Annotated in this window: 23 protein-coding genes; 11 read left to right on the top strand and 12 right to left on the bottom strand. The window is 72.1% G+C overall.

What is annotated here, in order from left to right:
- Together ACLJOU_RS20525 and ACLJOU_RS20520 are read right to left on the bottom strand one after the other, a co-directional pair.
- Entirely contained in the window at positions 1-429 is a 429-nt protein-coding gene (locus ACLJOU_RS20525) for an acyl-CoA thioesterase (protein WP_410569253.1), read from the bottom strand.
- The gene (locus tag ACLJOU_RS20520; protein ID WP_410569252.1) at positions 398-1,207 is read right to left on the bottom strand and encodes a helix-turn-helix domain-containing protein; all 810 of its coding nucleotides are present in this window, start codon (positions 1,205-1,207) and stop codon (positions 398-400) included. Before ACLJOU_RS20520 ends, ACLJOU_RS20525 begins: the two co-directional genes overlap by 32 nt.
- Positions 1,208-1,282: 75 nt before the next feature.
- On the opposite strand from ACLJOU_RS20520, the gene ACLJOU_RS20515 reads away from it, so the two are divergent.
- Both ACLJOU_RS20515 and ACLJOU_RS20510 read left to right on the top strand, forming a co-directional pair.
- Complete coding sequence (locus ACLJOU_RS20515) at positions 1,283-1,750, top strand: VOC family protein (RefSeq protein ID WP_410569251.1); 468 nt, start codon at positions 1,283-1,285, stop codon at positions 1,748-1,750.
- 25 nt (positions 1,751-1,775) lie between these two features.
- Positions 1,776-2,363 (top strand): pentapeptide repeat-containing protein, encoded by a 588-nt coding sequence (locus tag ACLJOU_RS20510; protein WP_410569250.1) that lies wholly within the window; start codon positions 1,776-1,778, stop codon positions 2,361-2,363.
- Between the two features lie 43 nt (positions 2,364-2,406).
- Here ACLJOU_RS20510 and ACLJOU_RS20505 read toward each other — a convergent pair whose 3' ends face one another.
- Positions 2,407-5,409, bottom strand: a complete 3,003-nt coding sequence (locus ACLJOU_RS20505; RefSeq protein ID WP_410569249.1) for a glycohydrolase toxin TNT-related protein — start codon at positions 5,407-5,409, stop codon at positions 2,407-2,409.
- Positions 5,410-5,632: 223 nt separating this feature from the next.
- Between ACLJOU_RS20505 and ACLJOU_RS20500 the strand changes: the two genes are divergently transcribed.
- Together ACLJOU_RS20500 and ACLJOU_RS20495 are read left to right on the top strand one after the other, a co-directional pair.
- Positions 5,633-6,490 (top strand): bifunctional methylenetetrahydrofolate dehydrogenase/methenyltetrahydrofolate cyclohydrolase, encoded by an 858-nt coding sequence (locus ACLJOU_RS20500; protein WP_410569248.1) that lies wholly within the window; start codon positions 5,633-5,635, stop codon positions 6,488-6,490.
- The gene (locus tag ACLJOU_RS20495; RefSeq protein WP_410569247.1) at positions 6,487-6,807 is read left to right on the top strand and encodes a DUF3017 domain-containing protein; all 321 of its coding nucleotides are present in this window, start codon (positions 6,487-6,489) and stop codon (positions 6,805-6,807) included. The genes ACLJOU_RS20500 and ACLJOU_RS20495 overlap by 4 nt, the downstream gene beginning before the upstream one ends.
- A gap of 60 nt (positions 6,808-6,867) precedes the next feature.
- On the opposite strand, the gene ACLJOU_RS20490 is transcribed toward ACLJOU_RS20495, so the two are convergent.
- Entirely contained in the window at positions 6,868-8,049 is a 1,182-nt protein-coding gene (locus tag ACLJOU_RS20490; protein ID WP_410569246.1) for an MFS transporter, read from the bottom strand.
- 185 nt (positions 8,050-8,234) lie between these two features.
- A complete protein-coding gene (locus ACLJOU_RS20485) occupies positions 8,235-8,558 on the bottom strand; it encodes an ArsR/SmtB family transcription factor (RefSeq protein ID WP_410569245.1) in 324 nt (107 codons plus the stop codon).
- A gap of 117 nt (positions 8,559-8,675) precedes the next feature.
- Between ACLJOU_RS20485 and ACLJOU_RS20480 the strand changes: the two genes are divergently transcribed.
- The gene (locus ACLJOU_RS20480; protein ID WP_410569244.1) at positions 8,676-9,851 is read left to right on the top strand and encodes an MFS transporter; all 1,176 of its coding nucleotides are present in this window, start codon (positions 8,676-8,678) and stop codon (positions 9,849-9,851) included.
- On the opposite strand, the gene ACLJOU_RS20475 is transcribed toward ACLJOU_RS20480, so the two are convergent.
- Positions 9,848-10,036 (bottom strand): DUF1918 domain-containing protein, encoded by a 189-nt coding sequence (locus tag ACLJOU_RS20475; RefSeq protein WP_191312265.1) that lies wholly within the window; start codon positions 10,034-10,036, stop codon positions 9,848-9,850. The genes ACLJOU_RS20480 and ACLJOU_RS20475 overlap by 4 nt on opposite strands.
- A gap of 196 nt (positions 10,037-10,232) precedes the next feature.
- Here ACLJOU_RS20475 and ACLJOU_RS20470 point away from each other — a divergent pair, with 196 nt between their 5' ends.
- Positions 10,233-10,667 (top strand): TrmH family RNA methyltransferase, encoded by a 435-nt coding sequence (locus ACLJOU_RS20470; RefSeq protein ID WP_410569243.1) that lies wholly within the window; start codon positions 10,233-10,235, stop codon positions 10,665-10,667.
- Positions 10,668-10,842: 175 nt separating this feature from the next.
- On the opposite strand, the gene ACLJOU_RS20465 is transcribed toward ACLJOU_RS20470, so the two are convergent.
- From ACLJOU_RS20465 to ACLJOU_RS20455, 3 genes are all read right to left on the bottom strand, one after another.
- Positions 10,843-11,424 carry an HhH-GPD-type base excision DNA repair protein gene (locus tag ACLJOU_RS20465; protein WP_410569242.1) on the bottom strand — a complete coding sequence of 194 codons (582 nt, stop codon included), beginning with the start codon at positions 11,422-11,424 and terminating at the stop codon, positions 10,843-10,845.
- Positions 11,403-11,648, bottom strand: a complete 246-nt coding sequence (locus tag ACLJOU_RS20460) for a DUF2165 family protein (RefSeq protein WP_410569241.1) — start codon at positions 11,646-11,648, stop codon at positions 11,403-11,405. The genes ACLJOU_RS20465 and ACLJOU_RS20460 overlap by 22 nt, the downstream gene beginning before the upstream one ends.
- An 81-nt stretch (positions 11,649-11,729) precedes the next feature.
- Positions 11,730-12,506, bottom strand: a complete 777-nt coding sequence (locus ACLJOU_RS20455) for a helix-turn-helix domain-containing protein (RefSeq protein ID WP_410569240.1) — start codon at positions 12,504-12,506, stop codon at positions 11,730-11,732.
- A 50-nt stretch (positions 12,507-12,556) separates the two neighbouring features.
- On the opposite strand from ACLJOU_RS20455, the gene ACLJOU_RS20450 reads away from it, so the two are divergent.
- Positions 12,557-12,970, top strand: a complete 414-nt coding sequence (locus ACLJOU_RS20450) for a DUF2000 family protein (protein ID WP_410569239.1) — start codon at positions 12,557-12,559, stop codon at positions 12,968-12,970.
- 84 nt (positions 12,971-13,054) lie between these two features.
- Positions 13,055-13,564: a hypothetical protein gene (locus ACLJOU_RS20445; protein ID WP_410569238.1), complete on the top strand. Its 510-nt coding sequence runs from the start codon at positions 13,055-13,057 to the stop codon at positions 13,562-13,564.
- Position 13,565: 1 nt separating this feature from the next.
- Here ACLJOU_RS20445 and ACLJOU_RS20440 read toward each other — a convergent pair whose 3' ends face one another.
- Genes ACLJOU_RS20440 through ACLJOU_RS20430 form a run of 3 tightly spaced genes read right to left on the bottom strand, consistent with a single transcriptional unit; the run spans position 13,566 to position 15,114 of the window.
- Positions 13,566-14,177 carry a class I SAM-dependent methyltransferase gene (locus ACLJOU_RS20440; protein WP_410569237.1) on the bottom strand — a complete coding sequence of 204 codons (612 nt, stop codon included), beginning with the start codon at positions 14,175-14,177 and terminating at the stop codon, positions 13,566-13,568.
- A 9-nt stretch (positions 14,178-14,186) separates the two neighbouring features.
- A complete protein-coding gene (locus ACLJOU_RS20435) occupies positions 14,187-14,567 on the bottom strand; it encodes a DUF2203 domain-containing protein (protein WP_410569236.1) in 381 nt (126 codons plus the stop codon).
- Between the two features lie 25 nt (positions 14,568-14,592).
- On the bottom strand, positions 14,593-15,114 hold the full coding sequence (locus ACLJOU_RS20430; protein WP_410569235.1) for a hypothetical protein: 522 nt from the start codon (positions 15,112-15,114) through the stop codon (positions 14,593-14,595).
- A 246-nt stretch (positions 15,115-15,360) separates the two neighbouring features.
- Between ACLJOU_RS20430 and ACLJOU_RS20425 the strand changes: the two genes are divergently transcribed.
- The 3 genes from ACLJOU_RS20425 (at position 15,361) to ACLJOU_RS20415 (ending at position 18,457) form a co-directional block, all read left to right on the top strand.
- A complete protein-coding gene (locus tag ACLJOU_RS20425) occupies positions 15,361-16,584 on the top strand; it encodes an NADP-dependent isocitrate dehydrogenase (RefSeq protein ID WP_410569234.1) in 1,224 nt (407 codons plus the stop codon).
- Between the two features lie 183 nt (positions 16,585-16,767).
- Positions 16,768-17,064 carry an SH3 domain-containing protein gene (locus tag ACLJOU_RS20420; RefSeq protein ID WP_410569233.1) on the top strand — a complete coding sequence of 99 codons (297 nt, stop codon included), beginning with the start codon at positions 16,768-16,770 and terminating at the stop codon, positions 17,062-17,064.
- A 505-nt stretch (positions 17,065-17,569) separates the two neighbouring features.
- Positions 17,570-18,457 carry an exodeoxyribonuclease III gene (locus ACLJOU_RS20415; protein ID WP_410569232.1) on the top strand — a complete coding sequence of 296 codons (888 nt, stop codon included), beginning with the start codon at positions 17,570-17,572 and terminating at the stop codon, positions 18,455-18,457.
- The last annotated feature ends 117 nt before the right edge of the window (positions 18,458-18,574 follow it).

Raw genomic sequence — 18,574 nt, 5'->3', positions numbered from 1 at the left:
TCACGCGGTTTTCGGGCCGAGGCCGAGCAGCTCGGGGCGCGCGGCCAGCTCCCGCCAGTACGCGCCGGGATCGGGCAGCAGCCGCCGCCGGTCGAGGTCGAGCAGGCCGGACACCGACGTCACCGACGCGACGAGCGTGCCGTCCGGCGTGTGGAACTCCTGCGTCACCCGCGAGGTTTTGCCGGTGCCCCAACGGAAATCGCAGCTGACGGCGACTTCGCCGGACGGGGGCAGCTCGCGGTGGAACCGGACGGTCGTCTCGAGGTTGACCGGGCCGATCCGGCGCGCGGCCAGCCCGGCCGGGTCGATTCCCGCGGCCCGCAGGCACGCCCAGCGCGCGTGGTCGGCGTAGGCGAGGTAGGCCGGGCCGCGGACGTGGCCGTTGGCGTCGATGTCGTCACAGCGCACGGCGATGGTGACTCGGAACATGCGCTCGATCATGGCGCGCGGGCGGCGCGGGTGTCTGGAACTTTTCGGCCACCCGCACGAGCGCGGCGGGCGAAGAACCGGAGAGGCGGCGGCATTCGCGCCCGAGGTGGGACTGGTCGGCGTACCCGAGATCGGCGGCGGCCCCGGCCAGCGACACCCGCCCGGCCGCGAGTGGCTCGAGGAGACGCAGGAACCGCTGGAACCGGCGGACGCGGTGCAGCTGCTTCGGGCCGGCCCCGACGGCGTGGACGAAGTGCCGCCGCAACGCGCGTTCGCTGAGCCCCACGGCGACGTCGGACGTGCGGGTGGTCGCGCCGAGGGCGTGCACGGCGGCGAGCACCCGCCGATCCGGCTGCGCGTTCCGCCGCGCCACGAGCGTTTCGAGGATTCCGCGCTGGGCGACGGGATCGGCCGCCGCCAGCTGTTCTTCGGCGCGCCGGGCGTCCGCGCCCCAGAGCTCGCCGAGCCCGACAACGGCGGGCAGGTCCGGGATGGCCGTCCCGAGCACGGCCGCCGCGGCACCGCAGCGCAGCCGCACGCCGACGCGGGTGGCCGAGGCGGGAACCCACAGCCGCAGGGGAGCGCCGACCGTGACGACCACGGTGAGCGCCGCACCGTCCCAGACGAGGTCCGCGCAGCCGTCGGGCAGCACGCGCAGCGGCCGCGCCCAGCCGGTGCGCCCGTGCCAGCCGCACGCGACGACGTCCGCGATCGCGGGCGGCGGCGCGAATTCGCGGTACACCGACCGGGCCGCCACCGGCCGCAGCGGAACTCCCATGCAACCCAGTATGCAGCGGTCAGGAACCGGCCTATTTCGATCGTACGGTCGGCCGCGACGAACCGAGGAGGAAACATGGTCAACCCGGTCCCCGAGGGCTACACGACGGTCACGCCGTGGATCATCGGGCGCGACACCGCCGGTCTGCTCGACTTCCTGAAGGCCGCTTTCGACGCCGAAGAACTCGCCCGGATCGTGGGCGAAGACGGCAGGATCGGGCACGCCGAGGCGCGCATCGGCGACGCCGTCGTAATGGCGTTCGACTCGCCGGACGGCTGGGCGGAGACTCCGGCGTTCCTGCGGCTTTACGTGCCGGACAGCGAAGAAGCGCAGCGACGCGCGGTCGAAGCGGGCGCGACCGAGGTCACCCGGCAGACCGTGCTGTTCTTCGGCGACCGCGTCGGCCGGGTGCGGGACCCCTTCGGCAACCTGTGGTGGATCCAAACGCGTCTCGAGAACCTGGACGAAGCCGAGATGGCACGCCGCGCGCAGCTGCCCGAGTACGTCGAGGCGATGAACTACGTCCAGGGTGTGAAGCTCTAGCCGCGGGTGTGGCACCCTGGGGCCCGTGCTGGAGACGGGGGAGGACTACCGCGAAGCGGTGTTGTCCGGGCAGTGGTGGGAAAAGCGGCGGTTCACCGGCTGCGACTTCACCGGGGCGGACCTGAGCGGGCTGCGGACCCGCGGCTGCACCTTCGACGACTGCGTGTTCGGCAAAGCCGACCTCTCGCGCTCGCGCCACGACGCCTCGGCCTTCCGCTCGTGCACCTTCGACCGGACGGTGCTCGCCGAAAGCCGCTGGACGTCGTGCTCGCTGCTCGGCTCGTCCTTCGCCGACAGCGGGTTCGGCGGGATCGCGCTCACCGAATGCGATCTTTCCCTGGCGTCGCTGGCGAAGGCGCGGCTGCGCCGGCTCGGGCTGTCCGGCCTGCGGCTGCGGGAAGCCAACCTGACCGAAGCCGACCTCACCGGCGCCGACCTGCGTGGCAGCGACCTGACCGGCGCCCGGCTGCAGGGCGCGAAGCTCGAGGGCGCCGACCTGCGCGGCGCGCGCCTCGACGCGAACGCCCTGGTCCAGGCGGATCTGCGGGGCGCCGAGGTCGACGTCGAGACCGCCATCGCCTTCGCCGCCGCCCACGGGCTGGTCATCCGCTGAGACGACGAAGGCCCCGGCAGCGCCGGGGCCTTCGAAGCGGAACTCAGTCGATCGGGGGTTCGCCCGGGTCGAGTTCGATGAGATCGCCCTCGGCCAGCAGTTCCTCGATCGACGCCGGCAGCAGGTACGCCGACCCGCCACCGGGCTGGTTGAACCACGGGATGGCGACGCCGGCCAACGTCTCCAGCGGCCGCTGCACCCGGTAGACGTGGTACGGCCGGTTCACCCACTCGGGCACCAGGGACCGCTCGGCGAACGGCGTGCCCGCCGCATACGTCAGGTTTCCGTTCGGGCCGCCGAAGCGGTCCAGCTCGCTGCCCGCGGGCAGCTCGCGCAGCTCCTTGCCGCGGAACAGCGTCAGCGGCGGCTCGCCGGCCAGCGGGCCGATCGGCCACTGCTGCTGGCCACCGCCTCCACCGCCCCCACCGCCGTTGACGGCCGGGCGGGCCGGTTCCTCCCGGCGCGGCGGCACGGGCGGCGCGGCCGGGCCAGGTGGCGGCACCGGCGGCGCACCCTGCGGCACCGGGGCCAGGACGGTCGGCGCCGACGGCGGTTCACGCCGCAGCGGCGCCGGGGGCGCGGGCGGCGGACCCGCCTGCTGGGCCACCGGCGGCCCGGCGGGCACCGGCGCGGGCGGGACGGGCTGGCGCGGCGGGGCCGGCGGCTCGTCGTCGTCCAGGTCGCCGAAGAGCTCCTCCGCGCTGGTGAACGCCGTCTGTTCCTGCGGCGGCACGGGCTCGGGCTTGCGGACCGCGTACGAGCCGGTCGCGATCTCGGGCGACACGGTCGCCACAACCCGCTGCGGCGCCGGTTCCGGTTCGGGCTCGGGTTCCGGCTCCGGCTCCGGCTCCGGCGCGGGCGGCTCCTCGGCGGGCAGGTGGCCCTCCGGGTTGAGCAGCACCTTGCCGAGCATGAACGCGGCCGCGTCTTCGGCGTCGCCGAACACCGCCGGGTTGCTGAGCTTGCCGTCGTACCAGCCGACGCGCCAGCCGTCCTCGACCTCTTCGACGCTCCACCCGTGCTCGGCCGGGGCGCCCAGCTTGTAGCCGCTCTCGGGCACATCGAGCTCGTCCAGCTTGGCCTGCAGGCCGGCGAGCACCGGGTGGTCCGGGGTCTCGCGGCGCAGCGCCCGGCGGCCCGGACGCGGGGGCGGTTCGGCCTGGGCGGCGGGCTGCGGGGCCGGCTCGGGCACCGGCAGCACGCCCGGCACCTCGGGCTGGGTGATCATCGTCGGCGGGCCCGGGTCGAACGCCGGCTGCTGCTCCCGCCGGGGCGGCTGGAACGGCTCGTCTTCCGCACGGGCCGCCGGCTGGAAGGGGCGCTCGTCTTCGTGGCGCGGCGGCTGGAAGGCGGCGTGCGACGGTTCGTCGTCGTGCTGCGGTTGCTGCCCGGGCTGGAAAGCGTGCTCGTCCTCGTGGTCCGGTTGCTGTCCGGGCTGGAAGGCGTGCTCGTCTTCGTGGCGCGATGGCTGGAAGGCCGCGTGCGACGGGTCCTCGTCGTGCCGTGCCGGCAGCCCGGTCTGGAAGGCGTGGGCCGGTTCGTCCGCCTGGCCGGTGTCGAAGGCGTGCCCGGCCTCGTCGGCCGGACCGGAATCGAACGGCTCCTCCGCCTGGTGGCCCGCCGGTTCCTCGGCCTCGGCCTGGAAGGCGTGTTCGTCCTCCCGCGGGGCCTGGAACGCGGCGTGCTCGCCTTCGCGACGCGGGAACGGCTCGCCGTCACGCGGCGGCTGCTCCTGCCCGATCGGCTGGTCGGGGACGTACTCCGCGGTCTCCTCGAGGTCGGGCACCCGGCCCGGCTCCGGCGAGGAGCCGTTCGTCCCGGCCGCGTGCCCGGGCTGCTGCGCGTACTCCTCTTCGCCGTACTGGTGGTCCTCTTCGGCGAAGCGGTCGTCGAACTCCTGCTCGTCGTAGCCCTCTTCGGCGTACTGGGCGTCCTCGGCGTATTCGTGCTCTTCGGCCGGCGCTTCCGGTTCGGCCGGGGACTGCGCCGCGAGCGGCGCCTCCACCGGTGCCGGCGGTTCCTGGTGCTGCTGTTGCTGCGGCGGTGCGGGCGGGGGCGCGACGGGCGGCGGCCCCGCGGGCGCCTGCTGCTGGACCGGACCCGGCGGCGGACCTTGCGGCGGCAGGCCCTGCGGCGGCGGACCCTGGGGCGGCGGACCCTGGGGCGCGAGGCCCTGGGGCGGCGGCCCGGCCGGGCGCTGCTGCTGCGGCGGCGGCTGGTTGCCGCGGGTGAGGTACGCGGCGGCGGCCTGCAGCGTCGGTTCGTCCACCGGCGGCAGCGTGAAGCCGACCGCGCGGACGTGCTCGACCAGGTCCGGTTCGGGCGAAACGCCGTACTTGTGCAGGTAGAAGTTGACGGCGGCGGGCCAGATCCACTGGCCGTCGCTGTGGAAGGCGACCGGGACGGTCGCTTCGGGCGTCGCGGCCAGCCGGTCGATGTCGTAGCCGCGCTCGGGGACCACCAGCGGGGCGTGCTCCAGGTACTCCAGGAGCCGGTCCTGCTCGTCGACCTCGAGGTCGGGCCGGTTGATCACCGGGCGGCCCGCCGGGCCGACGGTGTCGAAGATCCGGGCGATCCGGAAGTGCGGCCCCGGCTGCTCCGGGCCGAGCCCGGACATCCGCCGGATCAGCCACTCGGGGACGTTGTCCTCGGTGCGCGGGAACATCCGCAGCTCGTCGGAGTAGGCCTGCGGCGGCGGCGCGAGGTTCCACACCGGCTCGTCGCGGTTGTACTCGAGGTTGTAGCTGGACGGGTGGTCGAGCTGGTAGCGCGCGTTGAACCACGTTCCGCGGCCGTCGCGGTACATGCCGCCGCGGAGCCGGCCGAACAGGGTCGCGATGTCGTGGGTGGCGAGCCACTCGTGCACCGTGCCGTCCTCGGTCACGATCTCGCCGGTCAGCTCGTGGTACCTGCCGACGGCTCGGTACTCCGCGGTGACCTTGCGCCAGTCGCGCGGGGCGGCACGGAGCAGGGCAAGTCCGATCTGCTTGACCAGGGTGTCCTGCTCGGTCGCGTTCAGCTGCGTCGTCGGTTGTGCCACCCGCACATTTTGACTGCTCGCGCGCGCGAGTGCACCCCGCATGGGGTTTTTGCCGCCGCTTCACCCGGTGGCACCGCGCCTGACCTCGGGTGATGCGACGTGCAGTAGATCACAGCTTGATCGCGGTCATCGTCGCGATTGGACCGAGTGGGGTAGCGAGCACTCTACGGGCTGCGACCAGCCGCGCCTGGAAGCGACGCGCGGGGGTCGCTTTGCCAGAATGGGGACCGTGACGGCGAAGATTCTCGACGGCAAGGCCACCAAGAACGCCATTTTCGCGGAGCTCGAACCCCGCGTCGCGGCCCTCGCCGCGAAGGGGGTGACGCCCGGCCTCGGCACTGTCCTGGTCGGCGACGACCCCGGGTCGCACTCGTACGTGCGCATGAAGCACGCCGACAGCGGCAAGATCGGGATCAACTCGATCCGCCGCGACCTGCCGGCCGACATCACCCAGGAGAAGCTCGAAGCCGTCATCGACGAGCTGAACGCCGACCCGGCCTGCCACGGCTACATCGTGCAGCTGCCGCTGCCGAAGCACCTGGACGCGAACCGCGTGCTGGAGCGGATCGACCCGGAGAAGGACGCCGACGGCCTGGCCCCGGTCAGCCTCGGCCGGCTGGTGCTCGGCCAGCAGGGCGCGCTGCCGTGCACGCCGTACGGGATCATCGAGCTGCTCAAGCGCCACGGCGTCGAGCTGAACGGCGCCCGCGTCACCGTCGTCGGCCGCGGCATCACCGTGGGCCGCACGCTGGGCCTGCTGCTGACCCGCCGCAGCGAGAACGCCACCGTCACCCTCTGCCACACCGGCACCCGCGACCTCGCCGCCGAGGTCCGCCGCGCCGACGTCGTGGTCGCCGCGGCCGGCGTGCCGGGGATCATCACGCCGGACATGGTCGCCCCGGGCGCCGCGGTGCTCGACGTGGGCGTGTCCCACGTGGACGGCAAGCTGACCGGGGACGTCCACCCGGGCGTCGCCGAGGTCGCCGGCTGGATTTCGCCGAACCCGGGCGGGGTCGGCCCGATGACCCGGGCGATGCTGGTCAGCAACGTCGTCGAAGCGGCGGAACGCTCGGTACAGGGCCGATGACGATGACCGAGGACCGGCGGGACGTCCACGACCGCCGGAGCGGGCCGGACCGGTTCGCCCAGCTGCCGTTCGCGGTGGTGCTGCTGGTCGTCGCCGTCGCCGCGTTGCGGATCTTCCAGTACCACTGGCGGGAGGGCGCGGCGCTGATCGGCGCCGCGCTCCTCCTCGCCGCGGTGCTGCGGGCGGTGCTGCCGCCGGCGAGGGCGGGCCTGCTCGCGATCCGCGGCAGGCTCGTCGACGTCGTGACGTTCACTTCGCTGGCCGCAGCCGTGCTGTACGTGGCCCTCACGATCGTCGGCGGCCCGCTCGGCTCCTGAAGCGCCCCGAAGTGGCCTTGGTTGCGTCAGACGCAACCAAGGCCACTTGGGGCGCTCGGGTCAGGACGCGAGGGCGAGCTCCCGGCGTTCGGCCTTCGCTTCGCGACGGTCCAACGTGCCCGAGACGACGGCCAGGGTCAGGCCGAACACCGCGAGCAGGGCGCCGACCCAGTTGGGGGCGACCAGGCCGAGCCCGCCCGCGATCACCAGCCCGCCGAGGTAGGCCCCGATCGAGTTGGCGATGTTGAACGCGGACTGGACGGCGGCCGACACCAGGGACGGAGTGCCGCCCGCCTTCTCCATGATCCGTGCCTGCATCATCGGGCCGATCATGAACCCGGCGACGCCGACGAAGAAGATCGTGATGGCCGCGCCGACCTTGCCCTGCGCGGTGATCGTGAAGATCCCGAGCACGCAGGCCAGCGACAACAGGGCCGCGTACAGGCCCGGCATCAGCGCGCGGTCGGCCAGCTGGCCGCCGAGCAGGTTGCCGATGGTCATGCCGACGCCGGCCAGCGACAGCAGCAGTGTGACGTTGGACGGCGAGTAGCCGGCGACGTCGGTCAGCATCGGCGTGATGTAGGACAGGCAGGCGAACACGCCGCCCAGCCCGAACGTGACGATGGCCAGCGCGAGGTGCACCTGCGGGCGCTTGAACGCGCCGAGCTCGTTGCGCAGCGACGCCTCGGCGGGCTTGCCCTGGTGGGGCACGAGCTTCGCGATGGCCGCGGCGGCGACCAGCCCGATCACGGCGACGACGGCGAAGGTGGCGCGCCAGCCGACCTGCTGGCCGAGCAGGGTGCCCAGCGGCACGCCGATGACGTTCGCCAGGGTCAGGCCGAGGAACATCAGCGACACGGCCTTGGCCCGCTGGCCCTGGCCGACGAGACTGGAGGCGACGACGGCCCCGGCGCCGAAGAACGCGCCGTGCGGCAGGCCGGCGAGGAACCGGAACGCGACGCCGAACTCCTGGTTGGGTGACAGCGCGAACAGGCCGTTGCCCAGCGTGAACAGGCCCATCATGGCCAGCAGCATGGTCTTGCGCGGCAGCCGGACGGCGACCGCGGTGAGCAGGGGGGCGCCGACGACGACGCCGAGGGCGTAGGCGGAGATGAGGTAGCCGGCGGTCGGGATGTCGACGCCGAAGTCGGCGGCCGCCTGGGGCAGCACGCCCATCATGACGAACTCGGTGGTTCCGATGCCGAAAGCTCCGATGGCGAGCGCGAGCAGCGCGACGGGCACGGCACTCCTTCCTGGGTGGGTAAACGATTACTGAGCCGGACTATCTGGATCGGTTCAGTAAGTGGGCAAAAAGAAAGACAGCCGATCGGCCCCAGCGCCGTGAGCTGCCTACGCACAGTCCAACAAGCGAGGGGCCCGGTTGTCATCCCGATATCGGGTGACGATCCACACGGGGGCCGCGGAAATCAGTGCCGAGCGGCCAGGACACCGTCGAGCAGGCCGGGGAAGAGCGTGTCGAGATCGTTGCGCCGCAACGAGTTGAACCGCGTGGTGCCTTCCTGGCGGCCGGCCACGACGCCGGCCTGGCGCAGGATGCTCAGGTGGTGGGTGAGTGTGGACTTGGTCACCGGAACCGTGAGCCCGCCGCAGGCGATCTCCTGATCGGTGGCCGCGAGCTGCCGGACGATGGCCAGCCGCACGGGGTCGGCGAGGGCGCGGAGCACGCCTTCGACGGTGATCTCCTCCCGGGCCGGGTGGGCGATCGGAGGCAGCGTGTCGGTCTTGGCCATGCGGCCATTGTACGACTTGTACGACGCCTGTCGAAATTCCCGCGGCGACGTAGTACGGTGACCATCGAACTACGACGTTCGTCGAACCAATCCCTGCTTCGCTTGGGGGCTCAACCCATGTCCGCACCTGCTCCTTCGAGGATCTCGGTCCTCGCCTTCGGCGCCTTCGGCGTCGGGACCAGCGGCTACATCGTCGCCGGGCTGCTGCCCGCGCTGACCGGCGAGCTGCACGTCTCGGCCACGGCCGCGGCGCAGCTCGTGACCGCGTTCGCCATCGCGTACGCGATCGGCTCGCCCCTCTTCGCCGCCGCCACCGGCACCTGGGAACGCCGGACGCTGCTGGTCGCCGCGCTCGCCGTCACCGGCGCCGGCAACCTGTTCGCCGCACTGGCGCCCGGCTACGGCTCGCTGCTGGTCGCGCGGGTGGTGACCGCGGTCGGCGCCGCGGTGTTCACCCCGGCGGCGAGCGCCGTGGCGGCCGAGCTGACCACCCCGGAGCGCCGCGGCCGCGCCGTCGCGCTGGTCTTCGGCGGCCTGACGGTCGCGCTCATCTTCGGTGTCCCGCTGGGGAGTCTCATTTCCCAGCACCTCGGCTACCGGACGGCGTTCGCACTGGTCGGGGTGTTCTCGCTGGTCAGCGCGCTGGCCGTGCGGTTCGCGCTGCCCACGGTGGCCGCGCCGCCGCGCGTGGGCCTGGCCGAGCGGTTCGCCGCGGGCCGCGACCCGCGGGTGCTCGTCATGCTGGCCACGACGGTGCTCGCCTGCCTCGCCGCGTTCATGGTCTATACGTTCGTGTCACCGCTGCTGGCCGCGACCGCGGGCGTGCACGGGACAACGGTGACGGTCCTGCTCTTCTGCTACGGCGTCGGCGGCGCGATCGGCAACTTCGCGGGCGGCCGGGCGACCGACCGCTGGGGCTCGCGGGCGCCGCTGCTCGTGGTGACCGTGGCCATCACCGCCGTCATGGCGCTGCTGCCGCTGACGACGGTGACACCGATCGCGGCCGGGATCTCGCTGTTCGTCTGGGGCTTGGCGACGTGGTCGTTCAACCCGCCGGTGCAGCACCGCCTGATCGAGCTGTCGCCGGGCCACGCGGGGCTGGTGCTCTCGCTCAACGCGTCGGCGATCTACCTCGGCGTCGGCCTGTCCGGTGTCGTCGGGGGAGCGGTGCTCGCTTCGGGTGGGCCGCTGCTGCTGCCCGAGGTCGCGGCCGCGCTGACCCTCGTCGCCCTGCTGCTGGTGGGCTCGGCGTGGGGGCGGGTCCGCGAGCCTCGGGAACCGGTGGCGGTCTAATCGGCGTGGGCCTGGACTTCGCAGTCCGGCCCGGGGTAGACGAGCCCTTCGTGCCCGTCGGCGAACCGCACCAGGTAGGGCGGGGCGCCGTCGGGGCCCCGGACTTCGAGGATCTCGCCGCGCTGCTCGGCCGCTCCGACGGTCCGGCCGTGCACCTGGATTTCGTCTCCTACTCCTGCGTGCATGGGCTTCACCTCCGTGTCCAGGGTAGGAGCGGAATCCGGTCCCGTGGACCCCGCGAACGGGTTAGACTCCGGGCATGATCAGCGAATTCGGAGGCGCCGCGCCTCGGCGCCGGTGAGCCCTTCGGTCCGGGTCCGCACGCCAGGAGAACTGCGGAAGGCCCGGCGCGGCAAGGCACATCCCTGTTGGGGCCACCTGGTGGCCGCCCCGCTGTGGCCGTTGCACGGCGTGAACCTCGGCACCCTTCTGCGCACCTGTGACGCCGTCGGCGCGTGCCTCGCCGTGCCGCGGTTCCCGTGGGTGCCCGAAGCGCTGCGGAGGGGGAACACGTTGCGGCGTCCGGCATGCGTGCACTGGGTGCACGACCCACCGGGCTGGCTGGCCCGCGAACGGGCCGCGGGCACGAAGGTGGTCGGGGTGGAACTGGCCGAGGAGGCGGTCCGGCTGGGCGACCTGCCCGCCGCCCGTGGCCGCACGATCGCCGTGCTCGGCCACGAGCAGACCGGGATCCTGCCCGAGGCCCTCGACCTGCTCGACAGCGTCGTCGAGATCCCGATGGTCGGCACCGGCGCCAGCCTGAACGTGGCGGTGGCCGGGAGTCTGGTGCTGTACAAGCTCGCCGGGCTGCTGTGAGAAGTCTCGAGTGGACGGTCGCGGGAAACGCGTCCTGGTGCGATCCGGTGTGCGGCGTGGGGTTCGGCCCGCGGGCGTGGACCAGCCGCACCCGTACCCCGGAGTGCGACCCCTGTCCGACTTCTCGGGACCGGCCCGGCGCGCGGCCTTCGGGCCGCTGCGCGTCTGGGTGTGGTTAGTCGGCCTTCACCGCGGCCTTGGCGGCCTTCTTGAACGCGCGGACCTGGGCGAGGGTTTCGGCGCTGGTGACGTCCGCGATCGACCGGCGCGATCCGCGGTCGCCGTACGCGCCGGCCGCCTCGCGCCAGCCCTTCGGGGTGATGCCGCGCTGCTTTCCCAGCAGGGCCAGGAAGATCTTGGCCTTCTGCTCGCCGAACCCCGGCAGGGCCTTCAGCCGCTTCAGGACTTCGGGACCGTCGGGCTTCGGACGGCCGTCGAGCCAGATGCCCTCGGTGCGGCCGTCGTAGGTCTCGATGATGTGCTGCGCGAGCGCGTGGACGCGACGGGCCATCGAGCCGCCGTAGCGGTGGATCGCCGGCGGCACCACGCACATCTCGACGAAGGTTTCGACATCGGTCGCGGCGATCTTCGCCAGGGAGAAGCCGTCCATCCGGTCCGCGATCTTCCGCGGGCCGGCGAAGGCGTGCTCCATCGGGTACTGCTGGTCCAGGAGCATCCCGACGAGCAGGGCGAACGGGTCGTCGTTCAGCAGCTTGTCGGCCGCCGGGTCGCCGGTCAGGTGCAGTTCGCGCAGCATGCCGTCATCTTGACACAGTCTGCTTCTCCGGCAGGTGCGCTCAGCGCCTCCCACGCGATGAGGAAGTTCTGCAGCGCCGGCTGCAGCCCGTTCCACTTCTCCGACTGCCACATCCGGACCCACTCGCCGCCGATGGCGAGGAAGCCGACGCCGAACAGCAGCACCCACATCACCCAGCCGAGGGTCGACCGCCGCCGGGCCGTGCCGTCGCGGCCCGGATCCACTCGACCAGCGCGGGACGACGACCGGAACCGCAGGCCGCCGAGCCTGGCGAGAAACCCCGTATCCGGATCGTGACGACGCCGTCACCGGGTTTTCGCGTAGCGGGACGGCGTCGTCCCCAGGTAGCGCTTGAAGTGGCGGGTCAGGTGGGCCTGGTCGGCGAACCCGGCCGCGGCGGCGACGTGCGCGGCCGGCGTGCCGTCGAGCAGCAGACGGCGGGCGCGGTCCACCCGGCGACCCGTGAGGTAGCGGTGCGGCGGCAGGCCGAACCGCGCCCCGAAGCAGCGGACGAGGTACGCCGGGTGGGCGCCGAGCGTCTCGCCCGCTTCGGCGAGCGTCAGCGCTCCCGGCAGGCGCGCGTCCAGGAGGTCGCGAAGGTCGTCGGCGAGGCCTCGCTTCGGCGGGTGCGAAACCGGGCGGCCCAGGTGGGTGCGCAGGCGGTCGGCCACCAGCACGAGCCGGCTCTCGGCCTCGAGCGTGTCGCCCGGTTCGGCGAGGGACTCGTGGAGCTGGTGGATGCGGGTGCGCAGGAGGGCGTCGGCGAGGCTCGGCCGGTCGACCGCCGCGCCGATCAGATCGTCGCCCAGCACCGGCGTGTCCAGGTAGAGCACGCGTTTGCGGAAGCCGTGGCTGGTCGCGGCGCGGCCGTCGTGGGCGACGTTCGGGGGCAGCAGCGTCACCGCCGTCCCGAGGGCACCGTGGTGGTGGCGGTCGAGGTCGTAGCGGATGACGCCGTCGTCGACGATCAGCAGCGTCCACGTGTCGTGCGTGTGCAGCGGGTAGGCGTGGGTGGTGAAGCGCGCGTGGAAGACCTCGGCGATCCCCGGGACCGCCGGTCGCCAGGCTTCGACGTCCGCCATGTCAAGAACGTACAAGACGCGGACGTCGCGCCCGGGCGATCGTGACCGGCATGAGTTCCTTCGACACGAAGATCGCCGTCCTGCTCCGCGACGACCTGGCGTCCTGGCAGCGGCTGAACGTCACCGCGTTCCTGGTCAGCGGGATCGCCCACGTGACGCCCGAGCTGATGGGCGAGCCCTACGCCGACGCCGACGGCACCGAGTACCTGCCGATGTTCGGCCAGCCGGTGCTGGTCTTCTCCGGGACGGCGGCCGTCCTGACCGCCGCGCACGGCCGCGCACTGGGCCGCGGCCTGCGGTTTTCGATCTTCACGGACGAGCTGTTCCACACCGGCAACGACGCCGACAACCGCGCGGCGGTGCGGGCGGTGCCGGGGGAGAAGCTGGCCCTGGCCGGGCTGGCGGTGCACGGGCCGAAGAACGGCGTGGACAAGATCCTGAAGGGAGCTTCACTGCACCGCTGAGTCGAACGGCTCTATCCCCCGCCGGGGTGAACTGGCAGCATGATCGTCAGTGCCGCGGAGGGCGGCTCGGGATGGGGAGGTTCCGTGAGTCCACTTCGTCGTGCGTGCGTGGTCCTGACGGCGGCGGCCGGACTGGGCGCGGCGCTCGCGCCGGTCGCCTCGGCGGACCCGCTGCAGACGGTCGCCTACACCTCCGAGGCCGGCGCCTGGCCGCTCGAGGGCAGTGCCCAGTACGCGGCGCCGGGCGACGAGATCGCCGTCTTCGAGTCCACCAGCGGCAGACTCTGGATCGACGTCTCGTCAGGGCTGAAGTACCTGACCGTCGAGCTGAGCGCACCGGTGGGGGAGACCCTGCACACCGGCACGTACACCGGCGCGCGGTTCCGCGGGCAGAGCGACGAGGCGCAGGCCACGCCGGGGATCTTCGTCTACACCATGGGCAACGTCTGCAGTGAGGCGTACGCCGACTTCACGATCGACCGGCTGGACAAGGACGCCGACGGCCGCACGACCGACGCCGACGTGACGTTCGTTCAGCACTGCGGCAGCCCGGACGGCCCCGCCACCCGCGGCGAGGTGCACTTTCACGCCTGAGTCACGGGGCCGTCGCGTGCACCAGGAAGACGCTCCGGATCCGGTCGCCGGTGTCGACGGCGAACGTCCGGGCCGACACGTCGGCGAAGCCGTGCGCCAACGCCGCCGCCTCGGCTTCGGCGGTCGGGAACGTGAGGTCCTTCGGCACGTACTCCGCGAACCCGCCGGACGGCTGGAACCGCGCCCCGGACACCACCGAGAACGCCAGGCGCCCACCCGGGCGGAGGACCCGCAGCCAGTCCGCGAACGCGGCCGCCCCCAGGAAGTGCAGCGAGGACGCGCACAGCACGACGTCCGCCGTGTGGTCCTCGACGGGCATCGGCACCGCCGTCCCGACGCGCCACTCGATCCGGCCGCCGGGGTCCTGCGCGGGTGCCTTCGCCTCGGCCCGCGCGACCATGGCCGGCGCCACGTCGACAGCCAGCACCCGCGCCGGGTTCAGCTTCAGTGCCGCGTACGCCGCGAAGCCCGTCCCGGTGGCGACGTCCAGCACGAGTTCCGGCCCGGACGGCAGCGGCTCGACCAGGGCTTCGGCCACGGAGGCGTGGAACGGGTCTTCGTCGTAGCGTTCGGCTGTGCCGTCGAAGAAGGCGGCCCGGGATTCGTCGCTCACGAACCCAACCTAGCTGGGCCCACCAGCGGTTTTCAGCGGGCGGCGGCCGGCGAACCCCAGGTCGGCGCGGTGGTACCAGCCCAGCTCGCGGTCGCCTTCGAGCCAGCACAGCAGGACGTCGGTGCCGTCGAGTTCGGCCGGGAAGTCGACCAGCAGCGGCGCGAACCCCTTGAGCTCGGCGCCGGTGCGCTGGACCGTCGTCATCAGGTCGTCGAGGCGGGCCTGGGCCGCTTTCCACTCGGGCAGGCCGCCCAGCCCGGTGGCCCGCCCACCCGGCCGCAGCGACGCGGCGAGCTCGGCGGCGTCGGCGCGGACGCGCACCAGTTCGTCGAGGACCGGCCGCAGGCGCGCCAGTTCGTCGCGCGCTTCCGCGACGGTGAACAGTCCCATCCGCCGATGATGCCACCGGCGTGGGTCACGCCTCGCGCCGCCGCCGGACCAGCGCGGCGGCCAGCCCGCTGCCCACCAGCAGGAAGCCCACGCCGAGCAGGCCGCCGATGAAGAGGAAGTCCATGACGCCGTAGGCGATGTCGCTCTTCGGCATCAGGTTGACCAGCCGGAACCCCCACTCGGGCACGGCCATCGCGGCGACGCCGGGCAGCACGCCGTAGATCAGCCCGCCGAGGATCGGTCCGGCCGCCGAGAGCGCGCCGAGTGCCGCGACGACCAGCAGCAGGATCGCCCCGCCGGCCAGCAGCGCGATGCCGAGTGCGTCGCGGTTGGTGCTCAGCGTGGCCTGGACCAGCTGCTGCTGCCGCAGCCCGCCCCAGCTCAGCAGGCCGAGGGCGACCGGGGTGAGCACGAGGCCGCCGAGCGCGCTGACCACGTGCGCGGCCCCCCGGCGCGGCCGTTCGCCGAGCCCGTCGGCGGGGTCGCCGGACTCCTGGTAGTCGTTCTCGTAGTCGTCTTCGTAGTCGGCGTACCGATGGGTCGACATGGCCGTCACCTCCCGCTCGATGGATTCACGGGTGGCATCGTGCCCTGGTTCACGCCCGGACGCGACGATCGCTCGGCGAACGGTCGGATCGGCCACCCGCCCGGTGACCAGCGCCACGAACAGCGGGTGGAGACTTGATACCGGCCACTACTGGAACCATCCAGCTCGGTAAAGCAGTACGCTTGTACCGCTACCGGCGAGACTTAGAGAAGAACGCGAAGATCCGCGGAAGGAGCACCGCTGCTCATGGCCAAGATCAAGGTCCAGGGCACCGTCGTCGAACTCGACGGCGATGAGATGACCCGCATCATCTGGCAGTTCATCAAGGACAAGCTGATCCACCCGTACCTGGACGTGAACCTGGACTACTACGACCTGGGTATCGAGGAGCGGGACCGCACCGACGACCAGGTCACGGTCGACTCCGCGAACGCGATCAAGAAGCACGGCGTCGGCGTCAAGTGCGCCACGATCACCCCGGACGAGGCGCGCGTCGAAGAGTTCGGCCTCAAGAAGATGTGGCTGTCCCCGAACGGGACGATCCGCAACATCCTCGGCGGCGTGATCTTCCGCGAGCCGATCGTCATCCGGAACATCCCGCGGCTGGTGCCGACGTGGACGAAGCCGATCATCATCGGCCGCCACGCCCACGGCGACCAGTACAAGGCGACCAACTTCAAGGTCCCCGGCCCGGGCAAGCTGACCGTCAGCTACACCCCGGACGACGGCTCCGAGCCGATGGAGTTCCAGGTCGCGCAGTTCCCCGAGGGCGGCGGCGTCGCGATGGGGATGTACAACTTCAAGAAGTCCATCGAGGACTTCGCGCGCGCCTCGCTGCAGTACGGCCTGGACCGCGGCCTGCCGGTCTACCTCTCCACCAAGAACACCATCCTCAAGGCCTACGACGGCCAGTTCAAGGACGTGTTCGAGGAGATCTTCCAGAACGAGTTCAAGGCCGACTTCGACGCCAAGGGCATCTCCTACGAGCACCGCCTGATCGACGACATGGTCGCCGCGGCGATGAAGTGGGAGGGCGGCTACGTCTGGGCGTGCAAGAACTACGACGGTGACGTGCAGTCCGACACGGTCGCGCAGGGCTTCGGCTCGCTGGGCCTGATGACGTCGGTGCTGCGCACGCCGGACGGCCGGACCGTCGAGGCCGAGGCCGCGCACGGCACGGTGACCCGGCACTACCGCCAGCACCAGCAGGGCAAGCCGACGTCGACCAACCCGATCGCGTCGATCTACGCCTGGACCCGCGGCCTCGAGCACCGCGGCAAGCTGGACGGCAACCAGGAGCTGATCGGCTTCGCGAACACGCTGGAGCAGGTCGTCGTCGAGACCGTCGAGAGCGGCCAGATGACGAAGGACCTCGCGCTGCTCATCGGCAAGGACCAGCCGTGGCAGACGACCGAGGAGTTCCTCGCGACGCTGGACGACAACCTGGCGAAGAAGATCGCCCAGGGCTGAGTTGCTTCCTGCGGACGCCCCCTTCCCGGTTCGCCGGGGAGGGGGCGTCCGTTTGCTCACGCGTTGTCACCTTCCGCGTGAGCCGCTGGCGCCTCCGGGTGGTTGGTGCGTCCGGCGCTGTCCGTTCGGGTAAAGGATTGCCTACCCTTGGCGTGGGGACGGGCTCGCGGGTTGGAGGAAGGCATGTCGAAGAAGACTCTGCTCATCTTGGGCGCGCTCGTCCTGGTCGTCATCGTGTACGCCATGAACACGGGCAAGCAGGCGTCGGGAGCTTCGGCCACCGGCTGCAAGGTGACGGTGACCGCGGATGTGCTGAACGCCCGCGAGTCGGCCGACGGCAACGCGAAGATCGTCGGCAAGTACCTGCGTGACGCCCAGTTCGACGCCGTTCCGGGCGTGCAGAACGGCTTCCGCAAGGTGGCCGACGACAAATGGGTGGCCGCGGCTTTCACCCAGCCCGTCGCCGGCTCCGCTTGCTGATCTCCTGGACGATCCCCCGGTCGGCCCCGCGGAGGGTCCGGCCGTTTCCTCGACCACGTTTTTGTCGGTGGTGGGTGGTAGAAGTGATCACCGGCAAACCGCAGGTGGCGACCGTTGGGTCGCCGGGGAGGAGGGAACGTCCGGGGGCGGGCGACAACTGGATCGCGGTGCGGGCCGCGGGTGTCCGCGGGGTCTCCAGGGGGAGTCTCGCGGGTCGACGTGGGTGGCCCGGGCGGCGGGGTGTGTGGCGTATTGCGTCGGGTCGGCGGGGATCGAGCCCGGGGACCGCGCTCGGACGGGGGTCGGAGCGCGAGGGGGAGATCCGTGGCGAACCGGCGCCGGGTGGCCGCAGAGTGGGTTGCTGCGTGGGTTGCTGTGCGGGTGAAGCCCGGGCCGGGATGGCGGCTCGCACCGGCTACTCCGGTGCCTCGGCCGCTGGGCCCGCTGCCTCGGCCGCTGGGCCCGCTGCCTCGGCCGCCGTGCCTTGGGCGGTAGCGTTCCGCGGGTGCTGACCGTCTCCACCGTGAACGTCAACGGCCTGCGGGCCGCCGCCAAGAAGGGCTTCGTCGAGTGGCTTGGCGCCACCCGGGCGGACGTTGTCGCCTGTCAGGAGGTGCGGGCCGAAGCCGGCCAGCTGCCCTCGGCCGTCACCGAACCCGATGGGTGGTACTTCGTGCACGCGCCGTCGGCCCTCAAGGGGCGCAACGGCGTTGCCGTCTACAGCCGCGTCGAGCCCGAAGAGGTGCGGATCGGCTTCGGCGAGCCCGAGTTCGAGGACAGCGGGCGGTACCTCGAAGTGCACCTGCCGAACGTGGTCGTCGCCAGTCTCTACCTGCCCAGCGGGGACGTCGGCACCGAACGCCAGGACGAAAAGGAACGCTTCATGACCGCGTTCCTGCCCTACCTCGGCGAGCTGCGGGCCAAAGCCGCCGCGGGCGGGCGGGAAGCCGTCGTCGTCGGGGACTGGAACATCGCCTACGACACCGTCGACCTGAAGAACTGGCGCGGCAACCGCAAGAACTCCGGCTTCCTGCCCGAAGAACGCGCCTGGCTCGGCCGCGTCTACACCGAGGCCGGCTACACCGACGTCCAGCGCCGGCTCGACCCGGACGGCCCCGGCCCGTACACGTGGTGGTCCTACCGCGGCCAGGCCTTCGACAACGACTCCGGCTGGCGCATCGACTGCCAGCTGGCCACGTCGGGCCTCGCCGAAAAGGTGGTCGACGTCGTCGTCGAACGAGCCGCCGCCTACGACCAGCGGTGGTCCGACCACGCTCCCGTCACCGCCACGTACGACATCGATTTCCCCGCGAGCTCGGCTGACCACTATCCGGTGAGCGGTCTCCCGGCGCGAGCACGTCGCAGCGCGAGCGGAGTTGCGGAGAACGGGTGACACCCGATCGGACACACTCGGGACACGCTCTACTCCGCGTGGTAGTCGTCTCACTCAACCGGGTGGTCGAAGTGAACCGCAGGGGCCCCCGGAGCGTATTACGGAATGAGCGCTACC

The organism is Amycolatopsis sp. cmx-4-61 (assembly GCF_046548775.1).
Classification (GTDB): domain Bacteria; phylum Actinomycetota; class Actinomycetes; order Mycobacteriales; family Pseudonocardiaceae; genus Amycolatopsis.
This window is presented reverse-complemented; position numbering and strand designations above follow the sequence as displayed.